At 60.4% G+C, this 18,287-nt stretch carries 8 protein-coding genes; 6 read left to right on the top strand and 2 right to left on the bottom strand.

The annotated features are described in order from the left end of the window. Positions 1–201: 201 nt before the first annotated feature. From KW841_RS19360 to KW841_RS19385, 6 genes are all read left to right on the top strand, one after another. Positions 202–1,470 (top strand): OmpP1/FadL family transporter, encoded by a 1,269-nt coding sequence (locus KW841_RS19360; protein ID WP_218479149.1) that lies wholly within the window; start codon positions 202–204, stop codon positions 1,468–1,470. Positions 1,471–1,517: 47 nt separating this feature from the next. Beyond that, positions 1,518–2,195, top strand: a complete 678-nt coding sequence (locus tag KW841_RS19365; RefSeq protein WP_218479151.1) for a DUF3313 domain-containing protein — start codon at positions 1,518–1,520, stop codon at positions 2,193–2,195. A 64-nt stretch (positions 2,196–2,259) separates the two neighbouring features. After that, positions 2,260–2,688, top strand: coding sequence for a hypothetical protein (locus KW841_RS19370; RefSeq protein ID WP_218479468.1), 429 nt, complete (start codon positions 2,260–2,262; stop codon positions 2,686–2,688). Positions 2,689–2,702: 14 nt separating this feature from the next. Next, a complete protein-coding gene (locus KW841_RS19375) occupies positions 2,703–3,161 on the top strand; it encodes a glycine zipper 2TM domain-containing protein (RefSeq protein ID WP_218479153.1) in 459 nt (152 codons plus the stop codon). Between the two features lie 909 nt (positions 3,162–4,070). Further along, the gene (locus KW841_RS19380; RefSeq protein WP_218479156.1) at positions 4,071–4,853 is read left to right on the top strand and encodes a PaaX family transcriptional regulator C-terminal domain-containing protein; all 783 of its coding nucleotides are present in this window, start codon (positions 4,071–4,073) and stop codon (positions 4,851–4,853) included. 56 nt (positions 4,854–4,909) lie between these two features. Continuing rightward, a complete protein-coding gene (locus KW841_RS19385) occupies positions 4,910–5,899 on the top strand; it encodes a fatty acid desaturase family protein (RefSeq protein WP_218479157.1) in 990 nt (329 codons plus the stop codon). A gap of 18 nt (positions 5,900–5,917) precedes the next feature. Here the strand turns inward: KW841_RS19385 and KW841_RS19390 are convergent, their stop codons facing one another. Together KW841_RS19390 and KW841_RS19395 are read right to left on the bottom strand one after the other, a co-directional pair. Then, a complete protein-coding gene (locus KW841_RS19390) occupies positions 5,918–6,493 on the bottom strand; it encodes a hypothetical protein (protein ID WP_218479160.1) in 576 nt (191 codons plus the stop codon). A gap of 172 nt (positions 6,494–6,665) precedes the next feature. After that, positions 6,666–17,897: a peroxidase family protein gene (locus KW841_RS19395; RefSeq protein ID WP_218479162.1), complete on the bottom strand. Its 11,232-nt coding sequence runs from the start codon at positions 17,895–17,897 to the stop codon at positions 6,666–6,668. Positions 17,898–18,287 lie beyond the last annotated feature (390 nt).

The following is an 18,287-nucleotide window of genomic DNA, read 5'->3' on the forward strand; positions in this document are numbered from 1 at the left end:
CGCTTTGGCGTTCTACTTCGCGATCCTGAATAAACAATAACGCGCATGGATGGCGCTATTCATAAGTTGTTCCTTCCAATATCGAGAATATGAACTACCACTTATGTGTGACCCCACCAGGCCGTTTGAACGTAATTCAGGTTTTTCGACGTTCGTTAATTCACCCTTATTCGAAAATGCACATTTGCCGGGATCTGATCCATGCAAACCAGAACAGGTGCACTGCCTGCCTTTACACTACTTGCCTTGTGCAGCCAGCAAGCACACGCCGGCGGCATCATGCTCTACGAAATCGGCACCGATAACGCCGGCCTGGCCAATGCCGGCGCCGCTGCCCGGGCCCAGGGCCCTTCCACTATCGCCAGCAATCCGGCGGGCCTGAGTTACTTGCCGGGAACACAGATCACCGCGGGCTTGCAGGTGCTTTACGGCAACCTCAAGTTCGATCGCGATGCCGACACCAATGTGCCAGGTAGCGGCAGTGGCAACGCCCTCGACCCGATTCCCGGCGGCAGTTTTTTCATCAGCCATGAATTGGACGACCACTGGAGCGTCGGCTTCGGCCAATACGCCGACTTCGGCCTGGCGGTCAATTACGACAACGACTGGTCCGGGCGCTACTTCGCACAGAACGCCAGCCTCGGTGGCTTGTCGTTTGTGCCGAGCGTGGCTTACCGCTTCAACGAGCAATGGTCGGTGGGTCTGGGGGTCAAGGCCATGTACGGCATGCTGCAAGCCCAGACCGCGATTGACCGTTCGCCGTTCGGTTTTACAGACCGCACCGACGGCCAATTCAAGTACAAGGACCAGGATTGGGGTTTCGGTGCGAATGTCGGCGTCATCTACGCCCCGCAAGCCGGCACACGCATTGGCCTGACCTACACCAGCCAGGTCGATCTGGACTTCGAGGACCGGCTGGACGTGAATGGTGATGGCCGACTGCTCGAGCGCGTCAACAACACCAAGACCGAACTCGACATGAAGGTGCCGCAAACCATCACCCTGAGCCTTTTCCAGCAACTGGACCGGCAATGGGCCTTGCTCGCTTCGGTCAACTGGCAGGACTGGTCAGAGTTCGGCGACATCGCGGTGCAGGTCGACACCACGGCGCTCGGCGCCCGATCAACCACTGTCGACGCACATTTCAAGGACACCTGGCACCTGTCGCTCGGCGCGCAATACCAGGCGACCCCGCAATGGTTGTGGAACGTCGGCGTGGCGTACGACAGCAGCGCCGTGTCGGACAGCAACCGCACCGTGACCGTACCGATGGCCGAGTCCTGGCGCCTTGCGACAGGGGCCACCTATGCGCTGGACAAGGACACCGACGTCAACCTCAGTTGGGCCATGATCTGGATTGGCGACATGCCGGTTGACCAGACCAGAAACGTTTCGGGCAATCGAATTTCCGGTCAATTCGACAATGCCTGGATTCAAGCCGTGACCGGAAACATGACCTGGCGCTTTTGAGTGTCTTGCCACACCAAAGCGACTTCATCCGAGGAGCACACAGCATCATGAATCTGTCCCGAAACCTGCTTGTCGGTGCCGCCGTGGCCGGGCTTCTGCTCGGTGGTTGCACCTCCAAAGTCACTGAACAGGCGCAGTACTCCGGCTACTTGTCCAACTACGACAATCTGCAGGAGGTCACCACGCCCAGCGGCGGCACGGCGATGCGCTGGGTGAGCCCATCGTGGAACCCCAATGCCTATGACACGGTAGCGTTCGAGCGACTGGAACTGTATCCGGCGCCCAAACCCAATGAGCGGGTCAACCAGCAGACACTCGATGACATCCGGGACTACATGAGCAGCAGGGTCAAAGCGACGCTGGGGCAGAAATACCGGATGGTCCACCACACGAGTGCCGCGCCAAAAGGTTCGAAAACCTTGATCCTGCGCGCCGCGATTACCGGCGTGAGCGCCTCCAACGAAGGCATGAAATGGTATGAAGTGGTGCCCATCGCCGCTGTCGTCGGAGCGACACAGGCGGCCACCGGTCACCGCGATCAGGACACCGAGCTGTATATCGAGGCCGAACTCATCGACGCGAAAGACAACCAGACCGTGGCCAGGGTCGTGCGCAAGGTGTTCGGCAAGCAGTTGTCCAACGAAACCCAGAAAATCACCGCCCAGGACTTCAAGGCGGCGATCGATAAGTTGAACGTCGATCTCTGGGCATTCATCCGCAGTTGAACCCCTGATTCAACCGCCAACCGATGTTGGCGGCTGAATCGCTCCCGGAAGAGGAATGGCTGATATGGCTTCCCATGCATTGCTTCGACTCACACATTTACACAGACCTTTAATCGCCGCAGCGCTCATCGCCAGCGCGCTTGCGTTAAGCGCTTGCGCAACGGTGGATGCCCAGACGACCGCCTACGTCGGGGTCGAGCACCCTGCTCCGACCCTGCCCGCCGAAGTCCAGATATTACGCACGGAACCGAAGCGCCCCAGTGTGCGTTTGGGCGAAATCCTGATTGATGCCAGCGTCGACCCGGCACCGCCCATCACCCAGGTCGAACAGAAACTGCGTGAAGAAGGCGCCAAACTGGGTGCAGACGCGGTGGTGGTGGTTTATGACCGGATCCAACCCGTCGCTGCTTACGTGACCGGTCCTCTGTGGAACCGCGACATCGATACGATTCAGGGTCGCAAGCTCAAAGGCATTGCCATCAAATACCAATGACGAGGTGTACAGCTATGAAAGCAATCCTGTCCTGGGTGACGGTCACGTTGGCGACGGTCTTGATCAGTGCCTGTTCCGCCGTGGGGTCGAACGATGGCGGCGCCGGTGAAATGGAGATTCGCTCGGGCAAGATCGAGCAGATATCGCTGACGCAGATGCAGACCAATCACGACAGTGGCGTCGGCGCCGTACTCGGGGGCCTTGGCGGCCTCGGTATCGGCAGCCTGATCGGCAGTGGCACCGGGCGCGACGTCGCCATGGTCGCCGGCGCACTCGCCGGTGCGGTGGGCGGTAACTATGCAGAGAAGAAAAAGTATGATCAGCCGGTTGCAGCGCAACAGGTCATCGTTCGGGTGAAAAGTGGAGTGCTGGTATCGGTGACCCAGCCGATCAATCCAGCCCTGAGCAAAGGCATGAACGTCTACATCGAAGGCGCGGGGAACAATGCCCGGGTGCTGCCACAGGGTGGGTAGTGGCCACGCCTGGAACGGTAAACCGCCGTTGACCAGGCAGCCCGAGGTATCTTCGCTGGCAAGCCAGCTCCCACAAAGAACGCGGATTCACCCTCGTTTTGTGAGCGACGCAAAACCCTGTGGGAGCCGGCCTGCCGGCAAAGGCGTTTTCCGGGCCGGCACATGACGCGAGGCCGTCTTCGCTGGCAAGCCAGCTCCCACAAAGAACGCGAATTCACCCTCGTTTTGTGAACGACACAAAACCCTGTGGCAGCCGGCCTGCCGGCGAAGGCGTTTTCCAGGCCGACACATGACGCGAGGCCGTCTTCGCTGGCAAGCCAGCTCCCACAAAGAACGCGAATTCACCCTCGTTTTGTGAACGACACAAAACCCTGTGGGAGCCGGCTTGCCGGCGAAGGCGTTTTCCAGGCCGACACATGACGCGAGGCCGTCTTCGCTGGCAAGCCAGCTCCCACAAAGAACGCGAATTCACCCTCGTTTTGTGAACGACACAAAACCCTGTGGGAGCCGGCTTGCCGGCGAAGGCGTTTTCCAGGCCGACACATGACGCGAGGCCGTCTTCGCTGGCAAGCCAGCTCCCACAAAAAACGCGTATTCACCCTCGTTTTGTGAACGACACAAAACCCTGTGGGAGCCGGCTTGCTGGCGAAGGCGTTTTCCAGGCCGGTGCATGACGCGAGGCCGTCTTCGCTGGCAGGCCAGCTCCCACAAAAAACGCGTATTCACCCTCGTTTTGTGAACGACACAAAACCCTGTGGGAGCCGGCTTGCCGGCGAAGGCGTAATCCAGGCAGCGCATGACATAAGGCCGCCAACCTAATCATTACAACAAAAATGAATAAACTTACTGTTGTGTAATATTACTCAGAACGATAGATTAATTCGAAATCTATAATGACCTGGAAAGACAATGAAACCTTGCGTAAAAAGCCTGGTGCTCGAACTGCTGGTTGCTAAAAACGGCGTTCCCCTGCAGGTCAGGGAAGCCATCCTCGCCTGCGAGCTATTCGGCATCAGTGAAAACAATGTCCGGGTCACCTTGGCGCGCCTCACTATCGAAGCATTGCTGGAAGGTGCGGGCCGAGGAAGTTATCAGCTGGGGCCACAGGCCAGGGACATCTCGGCGCAGTTGTTCGAGTGGCGCAACGTGGAGCAGCATCTGCGGCCGTGGGACGGCAGTTATCTGATGGTGGCGTGCAACGCCCTGGGGCGCAGTGATCGCAACATCTTGCGCCAGCGTGAACGGGCCCTGCACATGCTGGGTTTCGCGGAGCTGGACAAAGACCTGTACGTGCGCCCGAACAATATCTCGCCTGATATCGAGTCGTTGCGTCGACGTTTGATCGAACTCGGCCTGGAACCGGCCGCACTGGTTTTCCAGGCCCAGGGCTTCGAAGAGGCGCAGGCGCAGCGAATACAAAACCTGTGGAAGGGTGAGTTGCTCGACGACAGCTACCGCCGCCATTGCGAGCAATTGGAAAGCTGGACGCTGCGCGCCGGGCAACTGAAGCCGGACATGGCCGCACGCGAGTCTTTCATCCTCGGTCGCGAAGGCATCCGCCAGATCGTCTTCGATCCCCTGCTACCGGAACCTATGGTCGATGTGGCGCTGCGCACAGAGTTCTTTGCCTGCACCCAGCGTTTCGTGGATCGCGGCCACCAGATCTGGCGCACCTTTCTGCAACAGCCCTGAAGACTCAACTGACTCATCACCCGTGCCGTTCCAGGCCCTTGATGTCGAGGATAGACATGCATAACAAAACCAAAATCAGCGATATTCTCAGCCGCGACGAAATCAAATCCTTCAGCGAACGCTCAGACCTCTGGGGTGCCTGGGCGGTGGTGTCTACCTGGGGCGTGTTGGCCTTGACCTTTACAAGCCTGGCCTGGGCCCGCGAACTCCTGCCCTGGTGGGGGTTCAGTCTCGCTCTGATCGTGGGTGTCGTGATTATTGCCGGACGCCAGTTGTGCCTTGGCATTTTGCAGCACGACGCCGCGCACGGGACATTGTTCAAGAGCAAATGGTGCAATGACGTACTGGTCGACTGGATGTGCGCCCGGCCGATCTGGAACGAGCTACGCAAATATCGTCCCTATCACCTGACTCATCACGCCAGGACCTCATCCGTCGACGATCCCGATCTCTGCCTGGTTGCCGGATTGCCTACGACGCGCCGCTCCATGATGCGCAAGTGCCTGCGTGATCTTTCAGGCATTACCGGCCTCAAGTTCCTCGCGGGACGCATACTGATGGATGCCGGCGTGCTGCAGTGGTCGCTCACCAGCGATATCCGCCGCCTGCCGCAGGCTGGTCGTCGCTGGTGGGACTACCCACGGACCTTTTTCAGAAACGCCAGCGGCATGCTGCTCACCAACGGCCTGCTCCTTGCTACATTCTGGATCAGTGGACAGGCGTGGTTGTACGGCGTGTGGGTGCTGGCCTATATCACGCCGTTCCCGTTGTTCATCCGCATTCGCTCCATGGCGGAACATGCCTGCCTGGAATCAGGCACGGACGTCCTTCGCAATACGCGAACCACACAGGCCGGTTTGATCGCCCGCGCTTGCGTGGCGCCTATCCGGGTCAACTTCCACATCGAGCACCATCTGATGGCATCGGTGCCGTATTTTCGCCTGCCGAAGTTGCATGCTCTTTTGCGACAGCGCGGCATCGTGCCGCCACCGCCCACTTACTTGCAGGTGCTCAAGCGTGTGAGCCAGCGAATTCACACCGCATGAATACTGTTCGTCCCAGACTCAAAAGCCGAAATACACAAAAGCCGTAGCTGCCGCCATACCCCAGGCGAGCAACGCCATGACCGTTGAATTTTGCGGTAACCCGGATTCGCTCAATCGCTGAAAACCGGGCCTCGCAACACCGGCCTGTACGTAATAACCCTGCCTGATTGCCCGGTAGGTTTGCCGCAGGCCGACCAACAGAAACAGGGTGATCAGGCCAAGGGCAAGTCCTCTCCTGATAGCCGGTTTAGCCAAGGCTGCAAGGTGATCCTGCTCGCAGGCAACGCTATTGAGTTGCACAACGGTAATTCGTTGATAGTCCGTCACAGAGCGCTTTTGCCCCATCTGCATCGCCGCCTGTTGCTCCAGATCCAGCACCTGATACTTCCAGAGTGTTGACGATCCTTCTCGGCAGAAGGTAAACGCGGCAGGGTTTGATACGGAGATAATGCAAGCGTCGTTGATATCCAGTTTTTCCAGCGTTTCCATGGCTGACCTGGTGAAGTCCAGGTCCAAGACCGAAGCGGCCCCGGTAGCAGAAGCCGTGACCGAAACCAGTAGGCTGCTCAAGATGCAGATGGCTGAAATGTTCACGGCCAGGTTTCCCCTTTTCCATTTTTTTGATTTCGCAGCTCGGTTCCAGCCTGCCTTGTCGAGCTCCAGTACGCTGCTGGCACCCGGAAAACCGAGTGGAAGAAGAAAGGGAGGGCATCCATTGCCCTCCCCTCCGTGGTCCACGCTCCTTGCGACAGTGCCTGTCAGAACATCAAGAGGCCAGGATGAAGTCCGAGGCCGAGATGGTGTTCGGGTCTCCCACACCTACCAGGGTGATGGAACCGGCACCGAAGGTGAGCAACGTATCCGCTCCTTGATCGAAGACGTTGACACTGCTGTTGAACGTCGCAGCCGTGATGCCGACCCCGACGAAGTTGAGCAGATCCTGGCCACCCGCCGCGTTGGCATCGAAGCCGATGATCCGATCGTTGCCGAAGGCCGCTCCGAACACGAAGACATCGTCGCCAGCGCTGGCATTCATCGTGTCGTTGCCGGCACCACCCGTCATAGCGTCGTTGCCGGCACCGCCATCGAGGATGTCGTTGCCTGCACCACCCAGCAAGGTGTCGCCGCCGTCACCGCCGGTGAGGGTGTCATTACCCACCCCGCCGGTGATGACGTTGTTCGACCCGTTGCCGTTGCCGACGAAGTTGCCGACGCCGGTGAAGATCATGTGCTCGACGTTGGCACCCAGGGTGTAGCTGTTGAGTGTCGTCTGCACGGAGTCCTCACCCTCACCCGCCGTCTCGACCAACTGGTCTCCGCTCGAATTGACATGGAATGTGTCGTTGCCGACGCCACCGACCATCCGGTCATTGCCCGCACCACCAATGGTGAAGTCGTTGCCGGATCCACCGAGCAAGGTGTCGTTGCCGTCACCGCCGTTGAGCGTGTCATTACCGGTTCCAGCGGTAATGATGTTGTTCAACGCGTTGCCGGTACCGTTGAAGTTACCGGTTCCGGTGAAGATCATGTGCTCGAGGTTGGCACCCAGTGTGTAGCTGTTGAGTGTCGTCTGTACGGAGTCCGCACCCTCACCTGCCACCTCGGTCACCAGGTCCCCGGTTGAGTCGACATTGAAGGTGTCGTTGCCGACGCCACCGACCATCCGGTCATTGCCCGCACCGCCAATGAGGAAGTCGTTGCCGACTCCACCGAGCAAGGTGTCGTTGCCGCCAGCGCCGTTGAGGGTGTCATTACCCACCCCGCCGGTGATGATGTTGCCCAGCTCGTTGCCGTTGCCGGTGAAGTTGCCGGTTCCGATGAAGATCATGTGCTCGACGTTGGCACCCAGCGTGTAGCTGTTGAGTGTCGTCTGTACGGAGTCCGCACCCTCACCCGCCGTCTCGACCACCTGGTCTCCGCTCGAATCGACGCGGAAGGTGTCGTTGCCGGCCCCACCGACCATTCGGTCATTGCCCGCACCGCCATTGAGGAAGTCGTTGCCGGTTCCACCGAGCAAGGTGTCGTTGCCGTCAGCGCCGTTGAGGGTGTCATTGGCCGTCCCACCGGTAATGATGTTGTTCAGCGCGTTGCCGTTGCCGGTGAAGTTGGCGGCGCCGAGATAGATCATGTGCTCCATGTTGGCGCCCAGTGTGAAACTGGCCAGCGAGGTCTGTACGGAGTCCGCCCCCTCACCCGTCAACTCGATCAGCACATCGCCGACTGAGTCGACGCGGTAGGTGTCGTTGCCGACACCGCCCAGCATCAGGTCATTACCCGCACCACCGTTAAGGAAGTCATTGCCTTCCTCGCCATTGAGGAAGTCGTTGCCGTCCCCGCCGCTGAGAGAGTCGTCGCCAATGCCGCCAAACAACTGGTCGACACCACCCAGGCCATTGAGCGTATCGTTCCCGCCCAAGCCAAACAGCACATCGCTACCGGCGGTACCGTTGAGGGTGTTCGCCAGGGCGTCACCCGTTTGCACCGCACCCAGCAGCACGACCGCCGCCGTCGCCGCAGAGGTCACCGACTCCAGCGTGCCGAAGCCATCGGTGTAGCGTGCGATCACCCGGATTTGCTGGTTGATCTGCGCCGCACCCGGGGTGAAGGTCGCGTTGGTCGCGCCGGCGATATTGGTGAAGGTAGTCCCGACACCTTGCTGCCACTGGAAGCTGAATGTGCCCAGCCCGTCCGGATCGACAATCCCGGCCGTCTGTGCGGTCAGCACCTGCCCTTGGGTCGGTGTGGTATCGCTGATCAGCAACGCGCCTGTCGGTGCATCGTTGACGTTGACCACCGGTGCCGTGGCATCGGACGCAACGCTTTCGGCGACACCGAAGTCATCGACGTAACTGACCACCACCCGCACCTGATTACCGACCTGAGCCTGGGTAAGCGTGAGCGTGCTACCGGTGGCCCCGGCGATGTTGACGAAAGTGACTCCGTTGGTCACCTGCCACTGAAAGGTGAACTGCGGATTGCTCAGGCCATCGACATCGATGATGGTCGACGGGTCAGCGGTCAACACCTGGTTCTGCGTCGCAAGGCCAGTAACGGTCGGCCCGGCAGTCGGTGCGTTGTTCGCCGACGAACTGACGAACTCCAGCGTACCCTTGGCATCCTGATACACCGCCCGAACACGGATGTTCAGACCGGCGACATCATCCGCCACCAGGTAGGTGGTACCGATCGCCCGCGATGCCTCGCCGGCGGCGATAAAGGTGATGTCTTCATAGATGCCCGAACCGGCAACGTTTTCGACCTGCCAGTAGTAAGACACCGCACCGGTAACCGCACCTGTAGGATTGGTCGCACTCACGCTGTCCAGATCGCGGATCGACTGATCGCTGACGCGCAACAGCTGGCCGGCGACAGGCGTATCCTCACGCGCACCGGTAGCATTATCAAGGATCGCCAGACGCCCTACAGGCCCGCTGTTCAAGGCGGTGCCAACGCCGGACGCCTGCGCCTGGTCAGCGAACTGCAGGCGCTCGATGCCCGTCAGGCGATCGACGCCATCACGGCCCGCCACTAGGTCAGTCACGATGACAGCATTGCCATCGACTGCGACGGTGTACTCCGATGCATTACCGGAGAACACTGCGGTGTCGAAGCTGTCAGTGCCGGTCAGAATCTCCCGCACGATGACCAATTGGCCCGGGTTGTAAGTGCCGTTCAGCATAAACGGCACCAGCGGCTCCATGCTGTTGAAGCTGGCGATTTCCGCGCCAGTGCCATCAGCGTTCGCCCGTACGCTGATGCGCACGTTCAGCCACTTGTCACCATCGATGATGTCGTCACCACCGCGGCCTTCGATGAGGTCGCTGCCGCTGCCACCGAGGATGATGTTGCCGCCGTCGAAGAACGTCGCTCCGACTGGCAACAGACCTGCCAGGCCGTCGATCAGGCTGATGTTGGTCAGCACACTGCCGGTTGCACCCGCCGTAGGCAACGATGTCGCATCTTCGTTGTCACCGCGCAGGAAGTCACCGTGGGACGACCCCGACAGACCTTCCATGATGTCGAAACGCACCAGCGCCGAGGCTCCTGAGCCCGGCATAGGTGGCACATCGAAGAAGCGATCGCTGTAATCGATGCTCACGCCCTGGGCGAGATCCTTGAAGGTCGCCCAGTCATAGCCTGAGCCGCCGATATAGCGGTCACCAAAGCCGAGACTGCCGACCATGATGTCGTCACCGCCTTCGCCGTTGAACTTGTCGTTCTCGTTACCGCCGACGAATACATCGTGGCCGATCACAGGGTCGTTGCCGAGCGGGTCGAAGTTGTCGCCAGGTGCACCGTCCGAAGTGCCCTTCTCGATCCAGTCGTCGCCTTCGTTACCCATGTCCTGTTCGTTGGCCTTGCTGCCCAGGATGAAGTCGTTGCCCTGGCCACCAATGGCTTCGGAGGCGTCCTCACCGGTCACGATGAAGTCGTTGCCGAACCCGCCGATGATCAGGTTGATGCCGTTGCCTCCGTGCAACACGTCGTTGCCGTCGCCACCCTGGAGGTTATCGTCGCCTCCGGTGTCGGTGATGATGTCGTCGCCGGTACCACCACGCAGTTGGTCGTTGCCGTCACCGCCATCGATGCGATCGTTACCGCCATCGCCCCAGACTGTGTCATCACCTTCACTGGAGATGAGGATGTCGTCGTTATCGGTGCCACCCAGCACGATGTGCTCATCACCTGTGTACTTGATGTAGTTGGTGTCCGCGCCCACTGTCAGCGGGTTGTCACGGAACACCACCTGCTCGCCGTTCGGGCCGAGCGGATCGACGGATAGCAGGCCTTCGTTGAACTGCCTGCCCTGGTCCACTTCCAGGTAGAACCCCGGATCCGAGAACACCAGGCCCGGCAAGTGCGTGGCCGACGTGTTGGCCATGATCAGCTTGGCGAACGAGTTGCTTTCAAGTTCGGCATTCATCGACAGGCCAGAGGTACGCTCCAGGTAGTAGAAGCGATCGCCGTCCTGCAGTTTTTCCATCTGGTTCTCGAACACGAAGTTGAAAGTCGAGCCGAGCATGCCGCCGAACGGGGTTTTCGCTTCGGCCAGGCCGCCGATCCAGAGATCGATGGCATCGACGCCTGTGATCGTGACATTTCTCAGGTCGTCCGCAGTGCCCGCTATCCCATCCCTGCCAGGCAGCGTCACGTTGGCATAGGCACCAGTGCTGTTGAGGAAGTCCAGCCGATCAGCGGGTGCACCCACACCACCAAAGACCAGCGCCAGAGCTGCTGCGCGCTTGCCATCCAGCGTGGTCGCTGCCGTGATCGTGTCATGCGTGCCGTAGGCCGCAATGAAGTTGATCAACGACTCCGGATGCTTGAGGTACTGCACCAGATCGACCCAGCTGGTGTACGGCTTGAGTTGGGTATCACCGGTTTGGCTGTAGATATCGCGGCGAATCGCGTTGAGTGAGGGAATCCCCACATCGCGGCCACGGGCGATGTTGAGCGCCGGCAGGTCGAGCGGCAGGCCGAGCAGGTTATTACGCAGCGCCTCGGTGACGAACTCGTCGATTTCGTTACCGGCTTGCCGTGTTACCCCACGTACGATCGCACTGGTCGCATCCTCTGGCGATACGCCACTGGCGGCGTACGCCAGCGGGTTGAGGAACGCCGCGATCAAGCCCATTTGCTGATCGGGATTGGCGCTGGCCGGATCGCCTATCACGTTGAAGTCGATGTCGTAGCGATCGACGGTCTCGGTCAGCATCGAGTGGCCAAACCGGTATACGGTGTGGGCAAACTCGGCGACGATCGAGGCATCGAGGTCGACGTCGTAGACCTGGGTCGGTGCGAAGAACAGGTCGACTCGGGGCTGGATGGTCCGCGCAAACTCCTCGAATACCAGGTGCTGATACTGCATTTCGGTGCCGAACTTGGCAGCCTGGAACAAGCGCTCGCCATTCCACTGCAGCGCATCGAACTCGGCTTGGGTGGCAGGCAATGCGGTCACCGGATTGAGCAGCCACTCATTGAGGAAGGCCACGTCACCCGAATCGAGCACGGTGTCCTTGGTCTGCTGGACCAGGCGGTTGTGCTCGGAGTGGAAGATCGCATGCACTGCAGTCAGGCCGATGTTCTCGTTGACCCGACCGTCGCCGGCGATGTAGTGAGCATCGAGCAGTTCGTTGTCGTAGGTCAGGTTGTTGCCGCCTGGACCAACAGGTTGCGCATTGCCGACATCGGCGTCAGCGTCCGCCTGCAGAACGCCACCGACAACGACCGGAGTGGCGTTGTGCGCGATGTCGTTAAGGAAGGCATGCCCCGTGCGCACTGCGTTCACGAGGCTGACCGGACTGGCCGGATTGCCTTCGACAAGCGTAGTGACGTCGTCGGCGGTACCGGCAATGCCGTCTACCCCGTTGTTGACCCGAATGACAATTTGCGGGAAGCCGTTCGGCCCTTTGAGGAAATTGCCATAGGCGTCAGTCGCCAGCAGCGGGCCGCTGTCGATATCGGCGTCGGTCAGATCGATACCGAGAATGTCACGGGCCTGCGCCTTGACCACCTTCCAGGTGGCCATGCCACCGATTTCAACGTCGTCAGCGGTACCAAAGGTACCATCCGCCCCAAGGTCACGGTTAGTGATCAACCGGCCTGTCGCGACAGGGCCGTCGGCGGTCAGTTCATATCCGCGCAGGAACACCTGGTGCGACGGGTGCGAGCTGTAGGTCTGGTTCTGGTCCACGAACGGCGTGGTGGTATTGGTGTGCTCATGGATGTCGTCGGCCGTACCGAGAACGCCATCAGGCCCTGGCTGGTTGGTCGCGCGGGTCAGGACCATGAAGTTGGTCGGGCTACCTGGGACAAACAGTGGATCATCCGGCTGAAGCGGAATGAAGACAGTGCCCGAGCCGCCTTTGGTCACCAGGTCCAGGCCATGGTCGAAGAACTGCCCGAAGAAGGTCATCCAGGCGTTGAACGGAGCTGACAGCCCCGCATCCGCCGCGGTGTTCTCGAACAGGTACACATCGTGATCATCGGCAGTACCGAACTGACCATCCATGCCGGGGCTGGCGACTATCTGTACGCCATCCTTGAGCACGTCGTCGTTACCCACCGCGCCGAAGTTGAGCACTCCGTCCGCACCCGGGTCGAAAGCCGTGGCATAGGCCGCCGGGTTGTTCGACGTCTGGTCGACGATCAGGTTACTGATGGTGCGCGGCTGCGAGTCAATCACAAGGCCGCCATTGCTCGCATACGTCGTTCCCCCTTCCGCCGGATTGAAGACCGGATCGGTCAGCCGCGGAAAGACGTTGTCGGCAGCACCAAACTCGGTGTGATTGTTGCCGTTGAGGTTCAGCAGGTTGTTGTTCGACCCGTCGACCGCCCGCAGGCCCAATGGCGCACGGATGTTCGGGATCAGCGAGAGGATGTCCTGACCGGACGCTTCAGCCTCGGCAATCTTGATCTGGTCAAGAATGAAGTTGAGGTCGGAGCGGACCATGTGCAGGCCTGCGCCACCGGCGGTTGCATCCACGACCGGTACTGGCGCCGTCGGTACGACCGGTGTGCCCGGAGCCACCACGGAGGTCGGCTGCGAGTACATCATTTCAGTGGTGCCATGGGCATCCTGGTAGATCGCCTTGACCCGCAACGATAGCCCGGCAAGGTCGGGAGAGACCTTGAACGAGGTGCCATCGGCACTCTGGAACGCCAGGTCACCGGCCGGCAACAGGATGATGTCCTCGAAAATGCCGCTGCCGGGAGTTGCCTCGAACTGCCAGTAGTAGGACACGGAGCTGTTGATCAAGCCCAGCGGATTACCCGCCGTGATGTTGTCGGCATCGCGCAGCCCGGCCACGCTGACAGTCAGCGTGTCGCCCACGACGATCGCGCCGCCGTTGCCATCGGTGATAGTCGGACTGCCGGTCGGTTGGGCATTGAGCCCGTCCACCAGCACTTGCTGGTTATCGGCGAACTGCAGGCGTTCGATATGCAGCAGGGTATCGGCGCCGTCACGGCCCGCTACGCTGTCTGTCACGGTATAGACGTCGTCCGCCAGATCGGCGGTACCGCGATCGTCGACGGTCACCGTGTACTCGCTCTGAAGCCCGGAGTAAATGGCAGTGTCGAAGGCCGCCCCGCCGGTCGAAGTGCCGGGCAGGATTTCCCGCACGGCCTTGAGCTGACCGGGGTTAATGGAACCGTCCAGCATGAGCGGAATCATATCGACCATGCTGTCGAAGGAGGCGATTTCGGGACCGGTATGGTTGACGTCGGCCGGATCATAAACGGCAATCCTGACGTTGATCCATTTGTCGCCGTCGATCAGGTCATCGCCACCGCGACCTTCGATCAGATCACTGCCATCGCCGCCGAGGATGATGTTGCCAGTGGCAAAGCCGGTGACCGGCAAGCCGGCATCGGCCAGGAACTGGTCCAGTCCGCGGATCAACGCCACATTGGTCAGCGCACCGCCCGTGGCACCACCGTGGTTGACGATTGTGACCGCATCAACATCATCACCTTTGAGCACATCGCCGAAACTCGAACCGGACAAACCCTCGACCTCGGCAAAACGGTCGAGAATCGAGGCCGGCGAGGCGCCGACCGGATTGAACACACCGGTGTTCTGGTTTGGCGTATTGCCGTGTGGCTGCGCCAGCGCGGCCAGGCGCAGGTCAGCGGTCACGCCGATGTTGTCGTTCTTGTAGGTGATCCAGTCGAAGCCGGACATGCCGTCCATCTTGTCCTGGGCATCGCTGCCGACAAAGATGTCGTCGCCACCCTCGCCGATCATTTCGTCGAAGCCACCACCGCCGACAAAGATGTCGTTGCCGATCACATCGTCATTGAGCAATGGCGAGAAGTTATCGCCAGGCGCACCGTCCTGGGTGCCCTTCTCGATCCAGTCATCACCTTCGTTGCCGGTTGGAGGCAGGTTGGTCTTGGCACCGAGGATGAAGTCGTCACCCTGGCCGCCGAAGGTGGTGGTGATGTCTTCGGTGGTGATGATGAAGTCCTGGCCGTCGCCACCCAGGATCAGGTTGCCAGCAACCAGCATGCTGCCGGCCACGATCACATCGTTACCGGCATTACCTTCCAGGCGGTTGTCGCCGAACGAGTCGCTGATGATGTCATCGCCATCACCGCCCAGCACCGCATCGTTCCCGGCACCGCCTTCGAGACGGTCGTTGCCGCCGTCGCCGTAAAGGGTGTCATCGCCTTCACCGGAGATGATGATGTCATTGCCGGCGGTGCCGCCCATGACGACATGGTCTTCACCGGTGTACTGCAGATAATTGGTGTCCGGACCGACAGTGTCGGGGTTGTCACGAATCACCAGCGATACGACTTCCACGCCGTTGATCATGATGCCGCCTGTCGGATCATCGCGGCCGGCTACACCCAGGCCGGTGAACTGATTGGCCTGATTCACCTCGAGGGTGAACGTCGGCGTCAGGAACACGGTGTTCGACAGGTGGGTGACATCGCTATTGAGCATGATCAGCTTGGCAAAGGAGTTGTTCTCAAGCTCAGTGCCGAAGTTCAGGCCCGCGGTACGCGACAGGTAGTAGAAGCGGTCGCCGTTCTGCAACGCTTCCATCTGGGTTTCAAACACGAAGTTGAACGTCGAGCCGAGCATGCCGCCGAACGGCATTTTCTGTTCGGCGAGGCCGCCGACCCAGAAGTCGATGTCGTCGACGCCTGTGATCGTCACACCTGTCTGGTCATCTGCAGTACCCAGAATCCCGTCCTTGCCGGCCGTCGTTACGTTGGCATAGGCACCGGTGCTGTTGAGGAAGTCCAGGCGGTCAGCCGGCGAACCCGCACCACCGAGTACCAGCGCCAAGGCTGCAGCGCGTTTGTCTGCCAGCGTGGTCGCCGCCGTGATCGTGCTATGCGTACCAAAGGCCGCGATGAAGTTGACCAGTGACTCGGGGTGCTTGAGGCTGTCCGCCAGGTCAGCCCAACTGATGTATGGCTTGAGTTGGCTGTCACCGGTTGAGGCATAGAACTCACGCCGCGCCTCATTCAAGGTGGGAATGCCAGTGTCGCGACCACGCGCCAGGTTCAGGGCCGGTAAATCGAGCGGCAGGCCAAGCAGGTTGTTGCGCAACGCTTCGGTGACGAACTCATCGATCTCGTTGCCGACCTGGCGGGTCACACCGCGAATGATCGCCCCTGCCGCCTCGTCCGCAGTCACCCCGCTACCGGCGAACGCCAGCGGGTTGAGGAAGGCCGCGATCAGCCCCATTTGCGAGTCTGGATTAGCCGGGTCAGTGAGCAGCGGATTGAACGCAGGGTCAAAGCGATCGACGGTCTCAGTCAACATCGAGTGGCCGAAGCGGTACACCACGTGGGCGAACTCGGCGAGGATTGCCGGGTTGATCGAGGTGTCATAACCGTTGGGTGCAAGGAATTCGTCAATCTGCGGCTGAACGGTCCGCGCGAACTCTTCGAACACCAGGTGCTGATACTGCATCTCGGTACCGAACTTGGCGGCCTGGAACAGGCGTTCGCCGTCCCACACCAGCGCCGCGATCTCGGCGGGTGTAGTCGGTATCGCGGTCACGTCGTCAGCCAGCCACTCATTGAGGAAGGCCAGGTCGCCGGAGGCAAGGATGGTGTCCTTGGACTGCTGGACCAGGCGGTTGTGCTCGGAGTGGAACACATGGTGCACGGTGGTCAGGCCGATGTTCTCGTTGACCCGGCCGTCGCCGGCGATGTAGTGGGCGTCGAGCAATTCGTTGTCATAGGTCAGGTTGTTGCCGGTCGGGCCAACGGGCTGCGCATTGCCGACAGCGATGTCGGCATCCGCCTGCAGAACCCCGCCGACGACGACCGGCGCGGCATTGTGGGCGATGTCGTCGAGGAAGGCATGCCCGGTGCTCACGGCGTTGGCCAGGCTGATCGGAGCAGCCCGGTTGCCTTCGACCAGTTGAGTGACGTCATCAGCCGTCCCGGCGATGCCGTCGGCACCGTTGCTGATGCGAATCACCACTTGCGGCATGCCGTTCGGACCACGGATGAAGTTGCCGTAAGCATCGGTTGCCAGCAGCGGAACATTGTGTACATCGGCGTCAGTCAGGTCGATGCCGAGCATGTCACGGGCCTGGGCCTTGACCACCTTCCAGGTCGCCATGCCATCACCGGCGCCATCATCGGCAGTGCCGAATACGCCGTCGGCGCCGAGATCGCGGTTGGTAATCAAGCGTCCTGTTGCAACAGGATCGCCTGCGGCGTTGAGCACGTACTCACGCAGGAACACCTGATGCGACGGGTGCGAGCTGTAGGTCTGGCTCTGGTCCACGAACGGCGAAGTGGTGTTGGGCTGGCCATCATCGGCCGTGCCGATTACTCCGTCCGCGCCAGCGGTACGCACCGCACGTGACAGCACCATGAAGTTGGTCGGGCTGCCCGGTACGAACAATGGATCGTCCGGCTGCAGCGGAATAAACACGACGTCGGTAGCGCTCTTGGTGACCAGGTCGAGACCGTGGTCGAAGAACTGGCCGAAGAAGGTCATCCACGAGTTGAAACTGGCGGTCAGGCCGGCGTCCGGCGACACGTTGGGCATGAAGAACACGTCCTTGTCATCGGCCGTGCCAAACACCCCATCCAGACCGGGGCTGGAGACTATCTGTACGCCATCCTTGAGTACGTCGTCATTACCCGCCGTGCCGAAGTTGAGCACACCGTCCAGGCCCGGGTCGAAAGCTGCGGCATAGGCCGCCGGGTTGTTGGCGGTCTGGTCGACGACCAGGTTACTGATAATCCGTGGTTGCGGGTCGATCACCGTCCCGGTCCCGGCGTATGCCGGCGATAGAAAGGAAGGATCAAGCAGGCGCGGGAAGGCGTTGTCCGCGGCGCCAAATTCACTCTGGCCGGTGACCAGGTTATTGAAGCTGCCATCGACGGTACGCAGGCCGAATGGCACCTGACTGTTGGGAAGCAAATCACTGAGGCTGGCGCCGTCGGCATTCGCTTCTGCGATGAAGATTTGCTTGAGGATGAACTCCAGGTCCGACTTGTTGAAATTGGCCATTTTGGATTGCCCTCGATCTGTCTGGGTAAAGGCGCGGGACGAGAAGGTCCATCCGCGCCAAGTCACGTGCTGGCTTGTGCAGTTTGTTGGTCTTGTTTTCTAGCGAGAGAGCTGGCGTTACCCGGGACCCGGGATACGCGCCTGGAATTCGCGTAGTGAATGGCTCGCCGAACGGTCAGGCAGAGCGAGTACGCGCCCTGGGCGGGCCATGGAAACAGGAGGTAAAGGCAAACTGGCTGGAAAGCCCCTTCACTCTGCAAAAGAACGCAATGATCGACATGCTCTGCTCCTTCCGGGAAATCACCGCACCTTGCGTTGCCAAAACGATGACAAGCTTCAGGCGGGCGGGCCCCCCGATAACTAAGACTAAAGTTCCATAGCAAATCTTTG

Origin of the sequence: Pseudomonas sp. PDM28, from assembly GCF_019219115.1 — a bacterium.
Taxonomy (GTDB): domain Bacteria; phylum Pseudomonadota; class Gammaproteobacteria; order Pseudomonadales; family Pseudomonadaceae; genus Aquipseudomonas; species Aquipseudomonas laurylsulfatiphila.

What these genes read in the sequence shown, in the direction of transcription:
- KW841_RS19360 (WP_218479149.1), top strand. Translation starts at nt 202, where the DNA reads ATGCAAACCAGAACAGGTGCACTGCCTGCCTTTACACTACTTGCCTTG.
- KW841_RS19365 (WP_218479151.1), top strand. Translation starts at nt 1,518, where the DNA reads ATGAATCTGTCCCGAAACCTGCTTGTCGGTGCCGCCGTGGCCGGGCTT.
- KW841_RS19370 (WP_218479468.1), top strand. Translation starts at nt 2,260, where the DNA reads ATGGCTTCCCATGCATTGCTTCGACTCACACATTTACACAGACCTTTA.
- KW841_RS19375 (WP_218479153.1), top strand. Translation starts at nt 2,703, where the DNA reads ATGAAAGCAATCCTGTCCTGGGTGACGGTCACGTTGGCGACGGTCTTG.
- KW841_RS19380 (WP_218479156.1), top strand. Translation starts at nt 4,071, where the DNA reads ATGAAACCTTGCGTAAAAAGCCTGGTGCTCGAACTGCTGGTTGCTAAA.
- KW841_RS19385 (WP_218479157.1), top strand. Translation starts at nt 4,910, where the DNA reads ATGCATAACAAAACCAAAATCAGCGATATTCTCAGCCGCGACGAAATC.
- KW841_RS19395 (WP_218479162.1), bottom strand. Translation starts at nt 17,897, where the DNA reads ATGGCCAATTTCAACAAGTCGGACCTGGAGTTCATCCTCAAGCAAATC.